We start from the raw sequence: 17,491 nt of genomic DNA, 5'->3' as shown, positions 1-17,491 counted from the left end.
CCTAACTATCCAACCTGAGCACTGCAAGGAAGGCTTCCTGTGGAATTTCCACGTTGCCGACTTGCTTCATGCGTTTCTTACCGGCCTTCTGCTTTTCCAACAGCTTGCGCTTACGGCTAACGTCACCGCCGTAGCATTTGGCCAATACGTTCTTTCTGAGTGCCTTGACCGAGGTCCGCGCAATGATCTGCCCGCCAATGGCGGCCTGGATCGCGACGTCGAACATCTGGCGCGGAATCAGTTCTTTCATCTTCTCGGTCAACTGGCGACCTTTGTAATGCGCGTTATCCTTGTGCACGATCAGCGCCAGGGCGTCGACCTTGTCACCGTTGATCAGCACATCCAGTTTCACCAGATTAGCCGATTGATAACGATCGAAATGGTAGTCCAGCGAAGCATAGCCGCGGCTGGTGGATTTCAGACGATCGAAGAAGTCCAGCACCACTTCGTTCATCGGCAAATCGTAGGTCACCTGGACCTGGGTACCGAGGAACAGCATGTCGTGCTGCACGCCACGCTTCTCGATACACAGGGTAATGACGTTACCCAGGTGCTCTTGCGGCACAAGAATGTTGGCCCGCACGATCGGCTCACGCATGTCTTCGATCGAGGACAGGTCCGGAAGCTTCGATGGGTTGTCGACGTAAATCGTTTCACCGGTTTTCAGCAACAGCTCGAAAATCACCGTCGGCGCCGTAGTGATCAGGTCCAGGTCGTACTCGCGCTCCAGGCGCTCCTGGATGATTTCCATGTGCAGCATGCCGAGGAACCCGCAACGGAAGCCGAAGCCCAGGGCGTCGGAGCTTTCCGGGGTGTACTGCAGGGACGAGTCGTTGAGCGTGAGCTTTTGCAGGGCTTCACGGAAATCTTCGAAGTCGTCGGAGCTGACCGGGAACAGGCCGGCGTAAACCTGCGGCTGGATGCGCTTGAAGCCGGGCAGCACGTCAACGTCGGGGGTGGAGCTCAAGGTCAGGGTGTCACCGACCGGCGCACCGTGAATGTCCTTGATGCCGGCGATGATGAAGCCCACTTCGCCGGCCTTCAGGTCAACGGTGGCAGTGTGTTTCGGGTTGAACACACCGACGCTGTCCACCAGGTGGATCTTGCCGGTGGATTTGACCAGGATCTTGTCGCCCTTCTTCACACGACCGTGACGCACGCGTACCAGGGACACAACGCCCAGGTAGTTGTCGAACCAGGAATCGATGATCAACGCTTGCAGCGGATCTTCGTAGTTGCCGGTCGGTGCAGGAATGGTCTGAACCAGACGTTCGAGCACTTCGTCGACGCCCAGGCCGGTCTTGGCACTGCACTCGACCGCATCGGTCGCGTCGATGCCGATGATCTTTTCGATTTCTTCCTTGACGCGGTCCGGATCGGCCTGCGGCAGGTCGATCTTGTTCAGGACGGGCATGACTTCCAGGCCCTGCTCGATCGCCGTGTAGCAGTTGGCAACCGACTGCGCTTCAACACCCTGACCGGCATCGACCACCAGCAACGCACCTTCACAGGCCGCCAGCGAGCGGCTGACTTCGTAGGTGAAGTCGACGTGGCCGGGGGTGTCAATGAAGTTCAGCTGGTACTTGATGCCATCGCGAGCGGTGTAATACAGGGTGACGCTGTGGGCCTTGATGGTGATCCCGCGTTCACGTTCCAGGTCCATGGAGTCCAGGACCTGGGCTTCCATTTCGCGCTCGGCAAGGCCGCCACACATCTGGATGAAGCGATCGGCCAGCGTCGACTTGCCATGGTCAATGTGGGCGATGATGGAGAAATTGCGGATATGACTCAAATCACTCACGGATCAACACTCAAAAAGGCTGCAGGCATAGCCCGCCGAAAAATAGCCGGGAATTGTACCTGATCCACGGCGCAAGCGTCACGTTTGCAGGTCAGACGGCATGTACAAAAACGCCCCGGCCGTGCGGCAGGGGCGTTTCTTTGTCATCGACTGAACGGGAAATACCCGGGTTCAACCGGCCCGGCGCAGCAACCAGAGCCCGGCCAGGGCGCAGATACCGGCCGGTAACAGCACCGCAAGTAGCGGCGGAAAACCGAACACCAGGCTCGAAGGCCCCAGCAGATCCTGGACAATGCGGAAGGTAAAGCCCACCAGCACGCCCGTGAACACCCGCTGGCCGAGGGTCACCGAACGCAACGGACCGAAGATGAAGGAAATCGCCATCAGCACCAGGGCAGCGGTAACCAGTGGCTGCAACACCTTGACCCAAAATGCCAGCCAATAACGACCATTGCTCAGGCCCTGGTCACCCAGGTAGTGGATGTAACCCCACAGGCCGGTGATCGACAGCGAATCGGGGGACATCACCACAGTACTGAGCAATTGCGGGCTCAGCGCCACGTTCCAGCGCTCGACCGGGGCAGTCACCACTTCCGTGCTTTTTTCATGGAATACCGTGGTCGTGACCTCGCTCAACTGCCAGTGATCCTTGTCGAACTCCGCGCGCTTGGCGAAGCTCGAAGACAGCATGTGGCGTTGATCATCGAAGCGATAACGGGTCACGCCATACAGCAGGCCGTTGGGCTGCACCGAGTTGACATGGATGAACTCGTCACCCTGGCGGTGCCACAGACCGTGCTTGGCGCTTTGCGCATCGCCACTGCCCTGAGCCAGGGAGCGATTGGCCTGGGCAGTGACTTCCGTAGCCGGGGCGACGTACTCGCCAATCAGCAGTCCCACGACCATCAGCACCAGCATCGGCTTCATGACCGCCCAGACGATCCGTCCGACCGACACACCTGCCGCGCGCATGATGGTCAGCTCGCTGTGGCTGGCCAGGCTGCCGAGACCGATCAGGCAACCGATCAGCGCCGCCATCGGCAACATGTCGTAAAGACGGCGCGGCGCGGTCAGCAGCACGTAACTCAACACATCGACCAGGGTGTAGGTATCGCTGACGTCCCCCATCTCGTCGATAAAGGCAAACAGCGTCGCCAGACCGAGGATGATCCCCAGTACGGCCAGGATCGCCATGAACACACTGCTGCCGATGTAGCGATCGAGCTTAACCACGGGCCACCTCCAGCGCGCTGCGGCGACTCGCCATCTTCAAGCGCAATGGCTCCCAATAGAGCAGGCCCAGGCCGATCACCAGGAAGATCCCATGCACCCACCACAACCCCAGCGCCGGCGGGATCTTGCCCTTCTCGAGGGCGCCGCGAGCGGCAATCAGGATCGACAGGTAAGCCATATAAAGAAGAATCGCCGGCAACAGCTTGAGGAAACGGCCCTGGCGCGGATTGACCCGCGACAGCGGCACGGCCATCAGGGTCACGATGAATACCAGCAACGGCAATGACAGGCGCCACTGCAATTCGGTGCGGGAACGGATATCGTCACTGCCCAGCAGGGAGCTGGTGGGCATCGCGTCACGGTCGGTGACTTCGTCGCTGACGTCCGGCTTGGGCAGCAACACGCCGTACTCGCCGTACTTGATCGCCCGGTAGTCGGCCTGGCCCGGATTGCCGTCATAGCGATAGCCGTTCTCGAGAATCAGGTAGCGGTTGCCATCGGGACGGATTTCCTGACGCCCCTTCTCGGCCACCAGCACGGAAATCCCGCGATCCTTCTTGTCGTCCGTCGAGACGTTCTTCTGCGAAATGAATACGCCGCCGAGGTTGACGCGGTCATCCGACAGCGTTTCGGTGTAGGTCACCCGCGTCCCGTCACGCAGGGCTTGGAAGCGACCCGGCTCAAGGGTGTCGAACTCAGTCAGGGCGTCCTGTTTGTTCAGCAGCAGCTGGAACTGATTGGCCCCTTGTGGCGCCAGGCTCAGGCTCAACCACGCCACCACCAATGCCACCAGGGTGGCCGGAAACAACGTCATGGCCAGCAGCCGCTGCTGGCTCATGCCGGTGGCCGACAGAACGGTCATTTCGCTTTCAAGGTACAAGCGACCGTAGGCCAGCAGGATGCCGAGAAACAACCCGAGGGGCAGGATCAGTTGCAAGAAACCCGGCAAACGAAAACCCATGATCAGAAACAGTGAGCCAGGGTCCAGGAGACCGGCAGCCGCCTGGGCGAGGTATTTGATGAAGCGTCCACTCATGATGATGACCAGCAGCACCGCACTGACGGCGCTCAAGGTCAACAGGACTTCTCGGGACAGATAACGAAAGACAATCAAACCAGACACTCCAGGGCTGTCAGGCTAAAGCGGCCAAACAAGCAAACGTATCAGACAGCCCGCAGGGCGGAGCCGCCGAAAAAGTTGGCGCATTATCCTGTGATTGGGTGCGCCTGTCACTGCGCAATGGCGCGGGGGGTGTAGGAGCGCGCTTGCTTGCGATGGTCGTCAACGATAACGCGGGAAGCCTGACACTCCGCGGCGCTCTCAGGTTTTTCGTCGGAACGCCGCCCGGAGCAAGCTTGCTCCTACGATCGTACAACCGAGGGTTGTCAGGCGCCGGTAGCGAGGTTCAAACTGCGGCCTTTGTCGCAGACCGCGTCTTGCGTCTTTCTATTTATAAGCAAGTTCATAAGCTTGCGTGTTGACCATTCATTCAGGGACCCGGACATGGAACTGGTTGTAAAAAGCGTTAGCCCAGAAACGTTGAAGACCGCCACTCTGGTGGTCGCCGTCGGCGAAGGCCGCAAGCTCGGCGCCACCGCCCTCCAACTCGACGAACTGTGCGGCGGCGCCATCAGCGCGGTGCTCAAGCGCGGCGACCTGGCCGGCAAGGTCGGCCAGAGCCTGTTGCTGCACAGCCTGCCGAACCTCAAGGCCGAGCGGGTATTGCTGGTGGGCGTGGGCAAGGACGAAGAGCTGGGCGACCGTCCGTTCCGTAAAATCATTGCCGGGGTGCTCAACACCCTCAAAGGCCTGGGCGGCAGCGATGCCGTACTGGCCCTGGACGAAGTCGTGATCAAAGGCCGCGACAGCTACGGCAAGACCCGCCTGCTGGCCGAAACCCTGGTGGACGGCGAATACACCTTCGACCAGTTCAAGAGCCAGAAAGCCGAGCCTCGCACCCTGAAGAAAGTCACCCTGGTGACCATCAAGGCAGCACAGGCCGAAGTCGAGCGCGCCGTGGCCCATGCCACCGCCATCGCCAATGGCATGGCGTTTACCCGCAACCTGGGCAACCTGCCGCCAAACATTTGCCACCCGACCTTCCTTGGCGAACAGGCGAAGAGCCTGGGTAAAGAGTTCAAGAGCCTGAAAGTCGAAGTCCTCGACGAGAAGAAGATCAAGGACCTGGGCATGGGCTCGTTCTATGCCGTTGGCCAGGGCAGCGCCCAGCCACCGCGCCTGATCGTCATGCAGTACAACGGCGGCAAGAAATCCGAGAAGCCGTACGCACTGGTCGGCAAAGGCATTACCTTCGACACCGGCGGCATCAGCCTCAAGCCTGGCGCCGGCATGGATGAAATGAAGTACGACATGGGCGGCGCCGCCAGCGTCTTCGGCACCCTGCGTGCCGTGCTCGAACTGAAGCTGCCGATCAACCTGGTGTGCATCCTGGCCTGCGCCGAGAACATGCCGAGCGGCAACGCTGCGCGCCCTGGCGATATCGTCACTACCATGAGCGGCCAGACCGTGGAAATCCTCAACACCGACGCCGAAGGCCGTCTGGTGCTGTGCGATGCCCTGACCTACTCCGAGCGCTTCAAGCCGCAAGCGGTGATCGACATCGCCACCCTGACCGGCGCTTGCGTCGTCGCACTGGGCTCCCATACCTCGGGCCTGCTGGGCAACAACGACGAACTGATCGGCCAACTGTTGAGCGCCGGCCAATCCGCCGACGACCGCGCCTGGCAATTGCCGTTGTTCGATGAGTACCAGGAACAGCTGGACAGCCCGTTCGCCGACATCGCCAACATTGGGGGCCCGAAAGCCGGCGCTATCACTGCGGCCTGCTTCCTGTCGCGCTTCACCCAGAACCTGAATTGGGCGCACCTGGACATCGCCGGCACGGCCTGGACCAGCGGCGGCAAGGACAAGGGCGCCACTGGCCGTCCGGTTCCACTGCTGACCCAATACCTGCTGGACCGCGCCAAAGCCTAACCCTGCAACCCTGTGGGAGCGAGACCGGCTTGCTCGCGAAGGTGGTTAACGATAACGCGGGAAACCAGAATAACCGCGGCGTCTTTGAGTTTTTCGCGAGCAAGCTCGCTCCTACAATTCCCGGGTCAGTTCTTTGGCTGACTCGGGCTCAGGAACCGCAATGACCAAAGTCGACTTCTACGTCCTGCCCAGCGCCGATCCGTCGGCGCGGCTGGATTTCGCCTGCAAGCTCACCGAGAAGGCCTGGCGCATGGGCCACCGCATCTACCTGCATTGCAGCGATGCCGCCCAGCGTGACGATCTCGATGCGCGCCTGTGGGCTTTCAAGGGCGAAAGCTTCGTGCCTCACGGTCCCGCCGAGAGCGAGCCCGAGGGGGTGATCGTACTGGGCCTTGGCGCTGACTGCGGTCTACACCAGGATCTGCTGATCAACCTCGACCTGAAAGTCCCGACTTTCGCCGGGCAATTCGCCCGCGTGGCGGAAGTGGTGGTTGAAGATCCGACGATTCGCCAGGCCGCGCGGGAGAGTTTCCGCTTTTACCGCGAACAGGGCTATCCTCTGCAAGATCACCGTCTACAGCGACTCTGAGCATTCCGATGGACACTCCAAAACAGCAACAGTCCGCGCACCTGCTGAACGACCTCGAGTCGATCCGGCAACTGCTCGGCGACGACAACCTGCAACCGCCCCTGCTAACCGATACGGTCGAGGACGATGATCAGGAACAAATTCCGATGTTGTACGATACGGTCGGCGCTTCCCAGCCTACCGTCGAACCGACACCGCCCACCCCTGCCGCCAAGCCTTCACCGGCTACCGGTAAAGGCTCGGACGCCCTGCTGCATCTGGACGGCGAACTGCGCTCCGCCGCCATGCTGATCATGCAAGACGTGATCGACGACTTCGCCCCGCACATCGAGACCGAAGTCAAACGCCGGCTCGCCGCGCGGATGGATCGGTTGCTCAGCCAATACGAATAAACACCACCATTCTAATGTGGGAGCGGGCTTGCTCGCGAAGAGGCCGTAACATTCAACATTAGTGTTGGATGACATGCCGCCTTCGCGAGCAAGCCCGCTCCCACATTGTTTTTGTGCAATGGCTGATGGTCAGCTCATCCCGCGATCAACTCGCCCTGCGCCCCATGCCCCGCTATACTTGCCGGCTTTTCCTGAATAAATGCCAATAGGGTCCCGCCGCGCATGGATAAGACCTACCAGCCGCACGCCATTGAAACTTCCTGGTACAACACCTGGGAGTCAGAGAATTACTTCGCCCCGCAAGGCGCGGGCGAGTCCTACACCATCATGATCCCGCCGCCGAACGTTACCGGCAGCCTGCACATGGGGCACGGCTTCAACAACGCGATCATGGATGCCCTGATCCGTTTCCGCCGCATGCAGGGTCGCAACACCCTGTGGCAGCCGGGCACCGACCACGCCGGTATCGCCACGCAAATGCTGGTGGAGCGTCAACTCGAAGCCCAGGGCCAGAACCGCCATGACCTGGGCCGCGAAAAATTCCTCGAGAAAGTCTGGGAGTGGAAGGATCAGTCCGGCGGCAACATCAGCCGTCAGATCCGCCGCCTCGGCTCGTCCGTGGACTGGGGCCGCGAGCGCTTCACCATGGACGACGGCCTCTCGGAAGCCGTAAAAGAAGCGTTCGTGCGCCTGCACGAAGACGGCCTGATCTATCGCGGCAAGCGCCTGGTCAACTGGGACACCAAGTTGCACACGGCGATTTCCGACCTCGAAGTGGAAAACCACGACGAGAAAGGCTTCCTGTGGAACCTGAAGTACCCGCTGGCCGACGGCGCCAAAACCGCTGAAGGCAACAACTACCTGATCGTCGCGACCACTCGCCCGGAAACCATGCTCGGCGATGCCGCCGTGGCCGTTAACCCGAACGATGAACGCTACAAAGCCCTGATCGGCAAATTCGTCGAGCTGCCGCTGGTCGGCCGCCGCATCCCGATCATTGCCGACGATTACTGCGATCCCGAATTCGGCACCGGCTGCGTGAAAATCACCCCGGCCCACGATTTCAACGACTACGAAGTCGGCAAGCGCCACAACCTGCCGTTGCTGAACATTTTCGACAAAAACGCCGAAGTGCTGGCAGCAGCTCAGGTATTCAACCTCGATGGCAGCGTCAACGAAGAGATCGACGGCACACTGCCGGCTGAATACGCCGGCCTCAACCGTTTCCAGGCCCGTAAGGAAATCGTTGAAGCGTTTGAAGCAGCAGGCCTGCTGGTCAGCGTCGACGATCACGCCCTGAAAGTACCGAAAGGCGATCGCTCCGGCACCATCATCGAGCCTTGGCTGACCGACCAGTGGTACGTATCGACCAAACCATTGGCCGAACCTGCGATTGCCGCCGTTGAAGACGGTCGCATTCAGTTCGTGCCCAAGCAGTACGAAAACATGTATTTCTCGTGGATGCGCGACATCCAGGATTGGTGCATCAGCCGTCAGCTGTGGTGGGGCCACCGGATTCCGGCCTGGTACGACGAGTCGGGCAAGGTCTATGTCGGTCGCGACGAAGCCGAAGTACGGGCCAAGCACAACCTCGGCCCGGACGTTGCGCTGCAACAGGACAACGACGTACTCGACACCTGGTTCAGTTCGGGGCTGTGGACTTTCTCCACCCTCGGCTGGCCCGAGCAGACCGAATTCCTGAAGAAATTCCACTCCACCGACGTGCTGGTGACTGGCTTCGACATCATTTTCTTCTGGGTTGCCCGGATGATCATGCTCACCATGCACCTGGTGAAAAACGAAGACGGCACGCCGCAGGTTCCGTTCAAGACCGTTTATGTGCACGGCCTGGTACGCGATGGCCAGGGCCAGAAGATGTCCAAATCCAAGGGCAACGTCCTGGACCCACTGGACATCATCGACGGCATTGAACTCGAAGACCTGGTGCAGAAACGCACCTCCGGCATGATGCAGCCGAAACTGGCGAAGAAGATCGAAAAGCAGACCCGCGACGAGTTCGCCGACGGCATCGCCAGCTACGGCACCGACGCCCTGCGTTTCACCTTCTGCTCGCTGGCCTCCACCGGCCGCGACATCAAGTTCGACATGGGCCGCGTCGAAGGCTATCGCAACTTCTGCAACAAGATCTGGAACGCCGCGCGCTACGTGCTGGACAAGGGCGAAGACTGCGGCCAGAACGGCGAAACCTACGAGCTCTCGCTGGCCGATCGCTGGATCATTTCGCAGCTGCAACGCACTGAAGCCGAAGTGACCCGTCAGCTCGACCAGTTCCGCTTCGACCTGGCGGCACAAGCCTTGTACGAGTTCATCTGGAACCAGTATTGCGACTGGTACCTGGAACTGTCCAAGCCTGTGCTGTGGGACGAAAACGCACCGGTAGAGCGTCAGCGCGGTACACGTCGCACGCTGGTTCGGGTGCTGGAAGTCGCGTTGCGCCTGGCGCACCCGTTCATGCCATTCATCACCGAAGAAATCTGGCAGCGCGTTGCGCCGCTGGCTGGCATCGAAGGCAAGACGATCATGCTGCAACCTTGGCCAGTGGCCAACGAAGCACGCATCGATCAGGGCGCCGAAGATGACATCGAGTGGCTGAAGACGCTGATGCTCGGCACGCGCAACATTCGCGCCGAAATGAACATAGGTCCAGGCAAGCCGCTGAACCTGTTCCTGAAAAACGTCAGTGCCGAAGATCAGCGTCGCCTCACCGAGAACGAAGCCTTGCTGAAAAAGCTGGCCCGCCTGGAGTCGATCACCGTATTGGCGGCCGGCGAAGAAGCGCCACTGTCCGCTACCGCGCTGGTTGGCGAGATGGAAGTGCTGGTGCCGATGGCCGGCCTGATCGACAAAGATGCTGAGCTGGCGCGCCTGGACAAGGAAATCCTGCGTCTGCAGGGCGAAGTTCAGCGCGTGGGCGGTAAGCTGTCTAACGCCGGTTTCGTCGACAAGGCCCCGGCCGAAGTCATCGAGAAGGAACGCGCCAAACTGGCTGAAGCTGAACAGGCTTTGGGCAAGCTGGCGGAGCAGCATGCGCGGATTGCCAGTCTGTAACGGCTAATCGCACTGAAAAAGGGAGGCCCGAAACGGCCTCCCTTTTTTGTGCCCGACGCTTTCTCCCAAACACCTCAAACCTAATGTGGGAGCGGGCTTGCTCGCGAAAGCGGAGTGTCAGCCAATATCCATGCTGAATGTTAAACCGTCTTCGCGAGCAAGCCCGCTCCCACATTGGCCTCTCATCGGTCATCAGATCGCAGGCAACACCGACCAAGTGTGGGACAATACCCGCCACTTTCAGCCATACCCGAATCGACAACGCCCATGAACGCCCCCCGCACCCCCAGACCTGCGCGCAAGAAGCCCGAATCCGCGTCCCCGGCCAAAGCCGTGGAACCACGCGAAAAGGCCAGCCTGCATCCGCGCAACCGCCATCAGGGTCGCTACGACTTCCCGGCACTGATCAAAACCACGCCGGAACTGGCGAAGTTCGTGATCCTCAACCCGTATGGCAAGGAAAGCATCGACTTCGCCAGCCCCGACGCGGTGCGTGTGTTCAACCGGGCCTTGCTCAAGTCGTTCTATGGCATCGCCCATTGGGACATCCCGGCCGATTACCTCTGCCCGCCGGTTCCGGGCCGCGCCGACTACGTGCACTTCCTGGCCGACCTGCTGGCCAGCGTCAACGACGGTGAGATCCCTCGCGGCGCGCCGGTCAAGGTGCTCGATATCGGCATGGGCGCCAACTGCGTCTATCCGTTGATCGGCTACAGCGACTACCGCTGGCACTTCCTCGGTTCGGAAATCGACCCGACGGCCGTGGCCGCCGCCAAGGCCATCGTGCAATCCAACGGGCTGAACAAAGCGATCCAGTTGCGCCAGCAGACTAATCCCAAGCACATCCTGCTGGGCCTGCTCGAACCCGGCGAACGCTTTGACCTGACCATGTGCAACCCGCCATTCCACGCGTCGATGGATGAGGCCACCAAGGGCAGCGAGCGTAAATGGCGCGCGCTGGGCCGTGCCGACCCAAAACGCAAACTGCCGGTGCTGAACTTTGGCGGTCAGTCGGCGGAATTGTGGTGTGAAGGTGGCGAAGCCCGCTTCGTGACGCAACTGATCGCCGAAAGCGCGCATTTTCAACACAAGGTCCTGTGGTTCAGCACCCTGGTGTCGAAAGCCTCCAACCTGCCAGCCATCCAGACAGCCCTGAAAAAGGCCGGTGTACTGGAAAGCCAGGTGGTGGAAATGTCCCAAGGTCAGAAGCAAAGCCGTTTCGTCGCCTGGACCTTCCAGACCAAATCCGAGCAACAGACCTGGCGCGAACGCTGGGTTCGCAAGGGCTAACGCAGGTCAACTGTGGGAGCGGGCTTGCTCGCGAAAGCGGAGTGTCAGTCACTATATAATCGACTGATAGACCGCCTTCGCGAGCAAGCCCGCTCCCACATTGGTTTTTGCGGTGTTCTTGGCAATCGCCAAATCGCAGACACAAAAAAACCGTGCCCGGATCGCTCCGCTGCACGGTTTTTTTCAACAAGTCTTACTTGTTGACAGCGTCGGTCAGGCCTTTGGCCACAACCAGCTTGATCACTTTCTTGGCAGCGATTTCGATGGCAGCGCCAGTCGACGGGTTACGGCCAGTACGGGCAGGACGCTCAGTCACTTTCAGCTTGCCGATACCTGGCAGGGTGATTTCGCCGCCGTTTTCCAGCTGATCGGCAACGATTTGGCCCAGTTGGTCCAGAGCGTTACGCGCGGTGGTTTTCGGCGCGTCGATAGCTTCAGCGATGTCGGCGATCAGTTGGTCTTTAGTAAGAGCCATGTAGTGTTCCTTCCCTATCAAATTCATATGGATTGCAGAGTGCAGTGTCAGCCATCGAGCCCGATCTTCTGGATCTGGCACCCTCGGCCAATAACCACGGGATCGGGGTTATAGATACCGAAATCAGGGTTTGGTTCGACCTGACAAATGCTGAATGCACGCTTAACGCAGTGACTTCGCGCAAGACCGGGCAAAACTAGCACAGAGACGGGGAAATATCCGCCTCTTGCTACCCATTTGGTCAGCTTTATTACACTAAAACTGCAAAAAACTGCATAAGCCCTGTCGCAGGGCCTGGAATTGCCCTTCATGCCGCGCCATAACCAGTGGTTGCGGTACACTGAGCGCTTTTTCGGGGAGCACGCCCTCCTCTCTTCAACCAGCCGAGAAGCCCATGCCGATCCGTCATTGCATCGTCCACCTGATCGACAAAAAACCCGACGGCACACCTGCAGTTCTCCACGCCCGCAACGAAGAACTGCCCGAGTCGAGCGCCATCGAGAACATGCTTGCCGACCTCAACGAGAGCTACAACGCCAAACAAGGCAAGGCCTGGGGTTTCTTCCATGCCGAGTCCGGGGCACATCCGTTCAGCGGCTGGCTGAAGGAATACCTCGATGGCGGCAAGGATTTCACGGCGTTCAGCCGGGTGGCGGTGGAACATCTGCAGAAGCTGATGGAAGAGTCCAACCTCTCTGTGGGCGGCCACGTGCTGTTTGCGCATTATCAGCAAGGCATGACCGATTACCTGGCCATCGCGCTGCTGCACCACAGTGAAGGCGTCGCAGTGACCGAACAGCTGGACGTGACACCGTCGCGGCACCTGGACTTGGGTCAGTTGCACCTGGCGGCGCGGATCAACGTTTCCGAGTGGCAGAACAACAAGCAGTCCAGGCAGTACATTTCGTTCATCAAAGGCAAGAACGGGAAAAAGGTTTCGGAGTATTTCCGCGACTTCATCGGCTGCCAGGAAGGCGTCGACGGTCCGGGCGAAACCCGCACCTTGCTCAAGGCATTCAGCGACTTCGTCGAAAGCGAAGACCTGCCGGAAGAGTCTGCCCGCGAGAAAACCAAAACCCTGGTCGACTATGCCAGCAGCCAGGCCAAAATGGGCGAGCCCATGGGACTGGAAGAGCTCTCGGAGCTGATCGATGAAGAAAGGCCGAAAGCCTTCTACGATCACATCCGCAACAAGGACTACGGTCTGTCACCGGAGATACCGGCGGATAAACGCACCTTGAACCAGTTCCGCCGCTTCACGGGCCGCGCCGAAGGCCTGTCGATCAGCTTCGAAGCACACCTGCTGGGCTCGAAGATCGAATATGACGAAGAAGCCGGCACGCTGATCATCAAAGGCCTGCCGACCCAACTCACCGACCAGCTCAAGCGCCGCAACTGATGCAGCCCCCCCTGTAGGAGCGAGGCTTGCCCGCGAAGAACGATGACACGGTTTAACAGACATGCTGCGTCATCGTTCTTCGCGGGCAAGTCGGATCGCCGCACCGCTCGCTCCTACAGGGGTCGGTGTATGACTGGGGATTCGTGATGGCGCTTATTGCGCTTCGATACGGAATCCGAACCGCGGAAAATGCACATGCACCACGCCGGCCCGCTCGTCTTCGCGACGCACGATCAATTCTTCGCAGCCTGCAAACAGCAATTCACCGGCCACCGGGTCAACGCCGTAATCGGTTGCGGCAATCACGACCTGTTGACCAGCCTCGAATCCATTCGGCTCCTCAAACTGCTCATCCGGCAATGCGGCCGCTGTGGCATTGCGCGCGACCTCCAGCGCCTCACCGGAGGTCATCTCGCTGAACGCACCATGACCGAAGCCCATCACGCGCCCCAACCACGCCGAAACCGCCGGATAGGCGTCGACCAAGGGTGAAGTCACCGGCGCCGCCTTGAGGAACCACAACGGATGTGCCAGGGCAAAGTCGGCTAGCGATGGCTCACCAAACAGGAAGTCGCCCTGCTCACGCTGAAGCTGCTGCTCCAGGCGTGCCATGATCGTTGGCCATTGATGCCGGGCCTGCTCGGCCGACAAGCGTGTGGCGCTGCCACCGCTGAACAACCCGGCCCGATCGGCAATGAATGCCTTTATCGCTTCCGGCGGCATAGTGCCGAAGCGTACGGCGATCGATTCCGGCTGAAACACCAGGCTCACCGCATGCTGGAACACCACCGAGTCAGCCCAGGCCGCAAATGCCGCGACGATCATTTCCTGACCTTCCGGAAAGAACGCCGGCAAGGCTTTTTCCTGTTCCAGACGACGGGCGATCAGTGCAGTGTCGCAATAAACATCAGCGCCGATCTGCAACACCGGCGTCTTGCGATAGCCGCCGGTCAATGCCGTCAGATCGGGTTTTGGCATCACCGGCGAAATCTTCACCGAGCGCCAGGACAGCCCCTTGAAGCCCAATAGCAAGCGGGCCTTTTCAGCAAAAGGGGACGTCGGGTAATGATGAAGAATCAACTCGGACATGCTCGGCTCCGCCGCACGGGTAAGGAGTCCGCAGCTTAGCGCGCAATCCACACGCAGCCCACCCATCTGCCTGATGGGCACTTATCAGTCAGATTGATAAGCCCGCCGTCGCACTCGCCACCAGGCACTCCTTGGCGCTTTTTTTCAGTTTTTTGATCAGCCGCTCCTGCCGCAGGGCCTCGCTTTTGTCGCGGCAGACTTCGGTATACACCAATGCCACGGCCGGGCTGGACAGGAAAAACCGCGCGCCTTTGCCACGCTGGTGAGCGGCAAAGCGGCGGACCGGATCGTCGCTGACCCCGCAGTAGAGCGAACCGTTGGCCGCGCGCACGAGGTAGACGAACCAGGATTTGCTCGCCGGAGTATCGGCGACGACAGGATTTTCGCTGAGGCTGGTCACGTAACGATCAAGGCTGGAAAGTAAACAAGCGCTGATCTTATCAGCGACTGGCCTGGAATGCCTTCAGCCCCTTCAAGGCCTGCGCGCGAACGGCGTGTCTCACCGCGGGTGTCCAGCCCAGCAGCAGCCCCTTGAAACCCAGCGCCTGTCGGGACCAGGCCCACAGATCGAAGCTGTCATGATGCTCGCAAATCTTGCCGTCGCGAAAAACGAAACGCGCCTGAATGTCATTGACCACGGTGTTGCCGGTCTGGCTGAACAGGTAGGTCGCCACCCAGTGCGCACCGCCAGTGCGCTCATCACTGCGGACATTATCGAATGTCAGGGAGAAATCCTTGGCCCGGGTGGTGAGCATGCGCCACATGTCACCGGCATCACGGCCGCGCAATTCACCGAACGCCGGATCACTGAACACCACATCGTCGGTGTAGCACGCAGCCATGGCCTCGGCATCAAGGCGCTGGAAGGCTTGGTAGAACCGGTTGATCAATGCAGCGTGGGCGTCACTCATGGGCAAACTCCAAAAAATGGACAGATTGCCAGCACGATAATCTGCAAACTGTGGAAACTCTATCGGCATTCGAATTCCAAATACCACGCAAATCTACGGCAGCCACAAAACCTGTGGGAGCGAGCTTGCTCGCGAATAGGCCGGCACATTCAACATCGTCTGAGCCTGAACCACCGTCTTCGCGAGCAAGCTCGCTCCCACATTGATTTTCGCTTAATCAATAGAGTGAGGGTTTCAGCCTCAGATCTTTTCGCTTTGCACTTGCACATAAAGCGAACGCCCGGCACCGAGACCGGCAATGATCGCGCCGAGGCCGATCACGCCGAAAATCCAGCCCAGGGCCGTCCAGCCGCCAGTCCAGTCATGCACGATACCGACCGCGAACGGTCCCATGGACGCCAGGGTGTAACCGAAGCCCTGGGCCATGCTCGACAGGTTGGCTGCGACATGGGCGTCCCGCGAGCGCAGCACGATCAGGGTCAATGCCAGGCTGAACGTACCGCCCTGCCCCAGACCCAGCAGGATCGCCCAGCCCCACAGACCTTCGATCGGTGCATAGAGGCAACCGAACAGACCACCGAGGGTCAGCGCCATGACGATCACGATGGCCAGGCGCTGGTCCTTGCCACGCGTCGCCAGCCAGGGGGCGGCAAGCGAGCTGGCCAACTGGACGATTACCGAACCGGACAGCACCAGGCCCGCCTGGGTCGGTGTCAGGCCGCGACCGATCAGGATCGACGGCAACCAGCCAAACACGATGTAGGCCAGGGACGATTGCAGGCCCATGTACAGGGTTACTTGCCAGGCCAACGGGTCGCGCAACAGACCGCGCACCCGGTAGGCAACGTGGTGCGCGCCCTGTTTCTGGCCGACTTGCGGCAACCAGAACATCGCGGCCCCCAGCGCCGGAACCACCCAGAAACCAAGGCCCAATGCCCAGCTCTTGTCGAAATGCTCGCTCAATGGCACGGTGGCGCCGGCCGCCATCGCGGCGCCCAGGCACAGGGCCATGGTGTAGACGCCGGTCATGGTACCGGCCTGTTTCGGGAAGTCGCGTTTGACGATGCCTGGCAGCAATACGCCGATCACCCCGATGCTGGCGCCTGCCAGCACGCTGCCGGCAAACAGACCGATCTCGCCGAACGAGCTGCGCAAAATGATCCCGCCGGCCAGTATCAGAAGAATCCCCAACACCACTCGCTCGGCACCAAAACGTCGTGCCAGCACCGGCGCCAATGGTGCGAACAGACCGAGGCAAAGTACTGGCAAGGTCGTCAATAATCCGGCCTGCGCCGCGGACAACCCGAGCGTCTTCGAGACCTCGCTGAGCATCGGCGCCATGCTCGACAATGCGGGACGTAAATTCAGCGCCACCAGAATCAGGCCGAGCAACAACAACCCTGGCCGCCGCAGGACCGGGTGCGCTTGCTGAACCTGTTCATCATCGGCCTCGGCGTCGATCAACAGCTCTTCGAGATCCCCCGTACGCTTGCGCTCGGTTTTACCGCTGTTGCTGGCCTGCTGGGTGGACATGGGGTTCTCGGTTTCAAGGTTCATTGATCAACTGCCTCGACAGGGCTTTGGCCCGTTCCGGGTCGCGTTGCTCGACGGCATCGAGCAGTTCGACATGAAGGTCGAACACCGCTTGGCGTCGGGGTGAGATGTTCAGGGTCTGGCGCAAATGCGCACCGACGATGCTGGAAAAATAGCGATACAACTCGCTGAGGGTCGGATTGTGCGCGGCCTCCACCAGACGCCGGTGGAACACCAGATCGCAGGCGATGTAAGTGTCGAGATCACCGTGGTAGTGACTGCCACTGACGCCCAACGCTTCGCGCAATGCCACCAGGTCTTCATCGGTCCGGCGCAACGCCGCCAGGCCGATGGCTTCGACTTCCAGGATGTGCCGGGTCTCCCGCGCCTGCTCATGGGAGCAGCGGGACAAGGCTTTCATCGTGTCCAGCGGGTCAAATGCCGCCCGCAGGTAACTGCCGTCGCCCTGGCGGATTTCGATCAAACCGGAAAACGCCAACACGCGCATGGCTTCGCGCACGGTGTTGCGGCTGATGCCCAGCTCGGCGGACAGCTCAGGCTCGGTGGGCAAGCGTTGGCCGATGGTCCAGACGCCTTGGGTGATACGCAGGCGCAACTGATCGAGGGCCTGATCGACCAAGGAACGTTTAATTAATGGAGAAATATCTGACATGGGATTCGCCCTTTTCATCCAATCATAGGATGAATTTTTTGA

General features: G+C 60.2%; 15 protein-coding genes. 6 read left to right on the top strand and 9 right to left on the bottom strand.

Translation table 11 applies throughout. The features are described from left to right. Window position 1: 1 nt before the first annotated feature. From lepA to lptF, 3 genes are all read right to left on the bottom strand, one after another. A complete protein-coding gene (gene lepA / locus F8N80_RS12720; RefSeq protein WP_150746888.1) occupies window positions 2–1,801 on the bottom strand; it encodes a translation elongation factor 4 in 1,800 nt (599 codons plus the stop codon). Window positions 1,802–1,972: 171 nt separating this feature from the next. Beyond that, window positions 1,973–3,034, bottom strand: coding sequence for an LPS export ABC transporter permease LptG (gene lptG / locus F8N80_RS12715; RefSeq protein ID WP_150746889.1), 1,062 nt, complete (start codon window positions 3,032–3,034; stop codon window positions 1,973–1,975). Then, window positions 3,027–4,148: an LPS export ABC transporter permease LptF gene (gene lptF / locus F8N80_RS12710; RefSeq protein WP_150746890.1), complete on the bottom strand. Its 1,122-nt coding sequence runs from the start codon at window positions 4,146–4,148 to the stop codon at window positions 3,027–3,029. Before lptF ends, lptG begins: the two co-directional genes overlap by 8 nt. Window positions 4,149–4,538: 390 nt before the next feature. On the opposite strand from lptF, the gene F8N80_RS12700 reads away from it, so the two are divergent. The 5 genes from F8N80_RS12700 to rlmF all read left to right on the top strand — a co-directional run bounded on the left by F8N80_RS12700 (window position 4,539) and on the right by rlmF (window position 11,369). Beyond that, complete coding sequence (locus tag F8N80_RS12700; protein ID WP_150746892.1) at window positions 4,539–6,029, top strand: leucyl aminopeptidase; 1,491 nt, start codon at window positions 4,539–4,541, stop codon at window positions 6,027–6,029. 160 nt (window positions 6,030–6,189) lie between these two features. Next, window positions 6,190–6,618, top strand: coding sequence for a DNA polymerase III subunit chi (locus F8N80_RS12695; RefSeq protein WP_150746893.1), 429 nt, complete (start codon window positions 6,190–6,192; stop codon window positions 6,616–6,618). A gap of 8 nt (window positions 6,619–6,626) precedes the next feature. Continuing rightward, complete coding sequence (locus tag F8N80_RS12690; protein ID WP_150783970.1) at window positions 6,627–7,010, top strand: DNA polymerase III subunit chi; 384 nt, start codon at window positions 6,627–6,629, stop codon at window positions 7,008–7,010. Between the two features lie 222 nt (window positions 7,011–7,232). Further along, entirely contained in the window at window positions 7,233–10,079 is a 2,847-nt protein-coding gene (locus F8N80_RS12680; RefSeq protein ID WP_150783969.1) for a valine--tRNA ligase, read from the top strand. Window positions 10,080–10,346: 267 nt separating this feature from the next. Further along, window positions 10,347–11,369, top strand: a complete 1,023-nt coding sequence (gene rlmF, locus F8N80_RS12670) for a 23S rRNA (adenine(1618)-N(6))-methyltransferase RlmF (protein ID WP_150746895.1) — start codon at window positions 10,347–10,349, stop codon at window positions 11,367–11,369. A gap of 193 nt (window positions 11,370–11,562) precedes the next feature. Here rlmF and F8N80_RS12665 read toward each other — a convergent pair whose 3' ends face one another. Beyond that, window positions 11,563–11,844 (bottom strand): HU family DNA-binding protein, encoded by a 282-nt coding sequence (locus tag F8N80_RS12665; protein WP_007905514.1) that lies wholly within the window; start codon window positions 11,842–11,844, stop codon window positions 11,563–11,565. A gap of 394 nt (window positions 11,845–12,238) precedes the next feature. On the opposite strand from F8N80_RS12665, the gene yejK reads away from it, so the two are divergent. Further along, on the top strand, window positions 12,239–13,243 hold the full coding sequence (gene yejK, locus F8N80_RS12660) for a nucleoid-associated protein YejK (RefSeq protein ID WP_150746896.1): 1,005 nt from the start codon (window positions 12,239–12,241) through the stop codon (window positions 13,241–13,243). A gap of 153 nt (window positions 13,244–13,396) precedes the next feature. Here the strand turns inward: yejK and F8N80_RS12650 are convergent, their stop codons facing one another. From F8N80_RS12650 to F8N80_RS12630, 5 genes are all read right to left on the bottom strand, one after another. After that, window positions 13,397–14,332, bottom strand: a complete 936-nt coding sequence (locus F8N80_RS12650) for a glutathione S-transferase family protein (RefSeq protein ID WP_150783968.1) — start codon at window positions 14,330–14,332, stop codon at window positions 13,397–13,399. 88 nt (window positions 14,333–14,420) lie between these two features. Next, window positions 14,421–14,732, bottom strand: a complete 312-nt coding sequence (locus F8N80_RS12645) for a GIY-YIG nuclease family protein (protein ID WP_150746898.1) — start codon at window positions 14,730–14,732, stop codon at window positions 14,421–14,423. A gap of 40 nt (window positions 14,733–14,772) precedes the next feature. Beyond that, window positions 14,773–15,243 (bottom strand): nuclear transport factor 2 family protein, encoded by a 471-nt coding sequence (locus F8N80_RS12640; RefSeq protein WP_150746899.1) that lies wholly within the window; start codon window positions 15,241–15,243, stop codon window positions 14,773–14,775. A 240-nt stretch (window positions 15,244–15,483) separates the two neighbouring features. After that, window positions 15,484–16,800, bottom strand: coding sequence for a CynX/NimT family MFS transporter (locus F8N80_RS12635; RefSeq protein ID WP_150783967.1), 1,317 nt, complete (start codon window positions 16,798–16,800; stop codon window positions 15,484–15,486). Further along, window positions 16,790–17,449 carry a FadR/GntR family transcriptional regulator gene (locus F8N80_RS12630; RefSeq protein WP_150783966.1) on the bottom strand — a complete coding sequence of 220 codons (660 nt, stop codon included), beginning with the start codon at window positions 17,447–17,449 and terminating at the stop codon, window positions 16,790–16,792. Before F8N80_RS12630 ends, F8N80_RS12635 begins: the two co-directional genes overlap by 11 nt. Window positions 17,450–17,491 lie beyond the last annotated feature (42 nt).

Source organism: Pseudomonas fluorescens (assembly GCF_902497995.1).
Lineage (GTDB): Bacteria > Pseudomonadota > Gammaproteobacteria > Pseudomonadales > Pseudomonadaceae > Aquipseudomonas > Aquipseudomonas fluorescens_BK.
The sequence above is the reverse complement of the archived record's forward strand: the minus strand, read 5'-3'. Positions and strand labels throughout refer to the sequence as shown.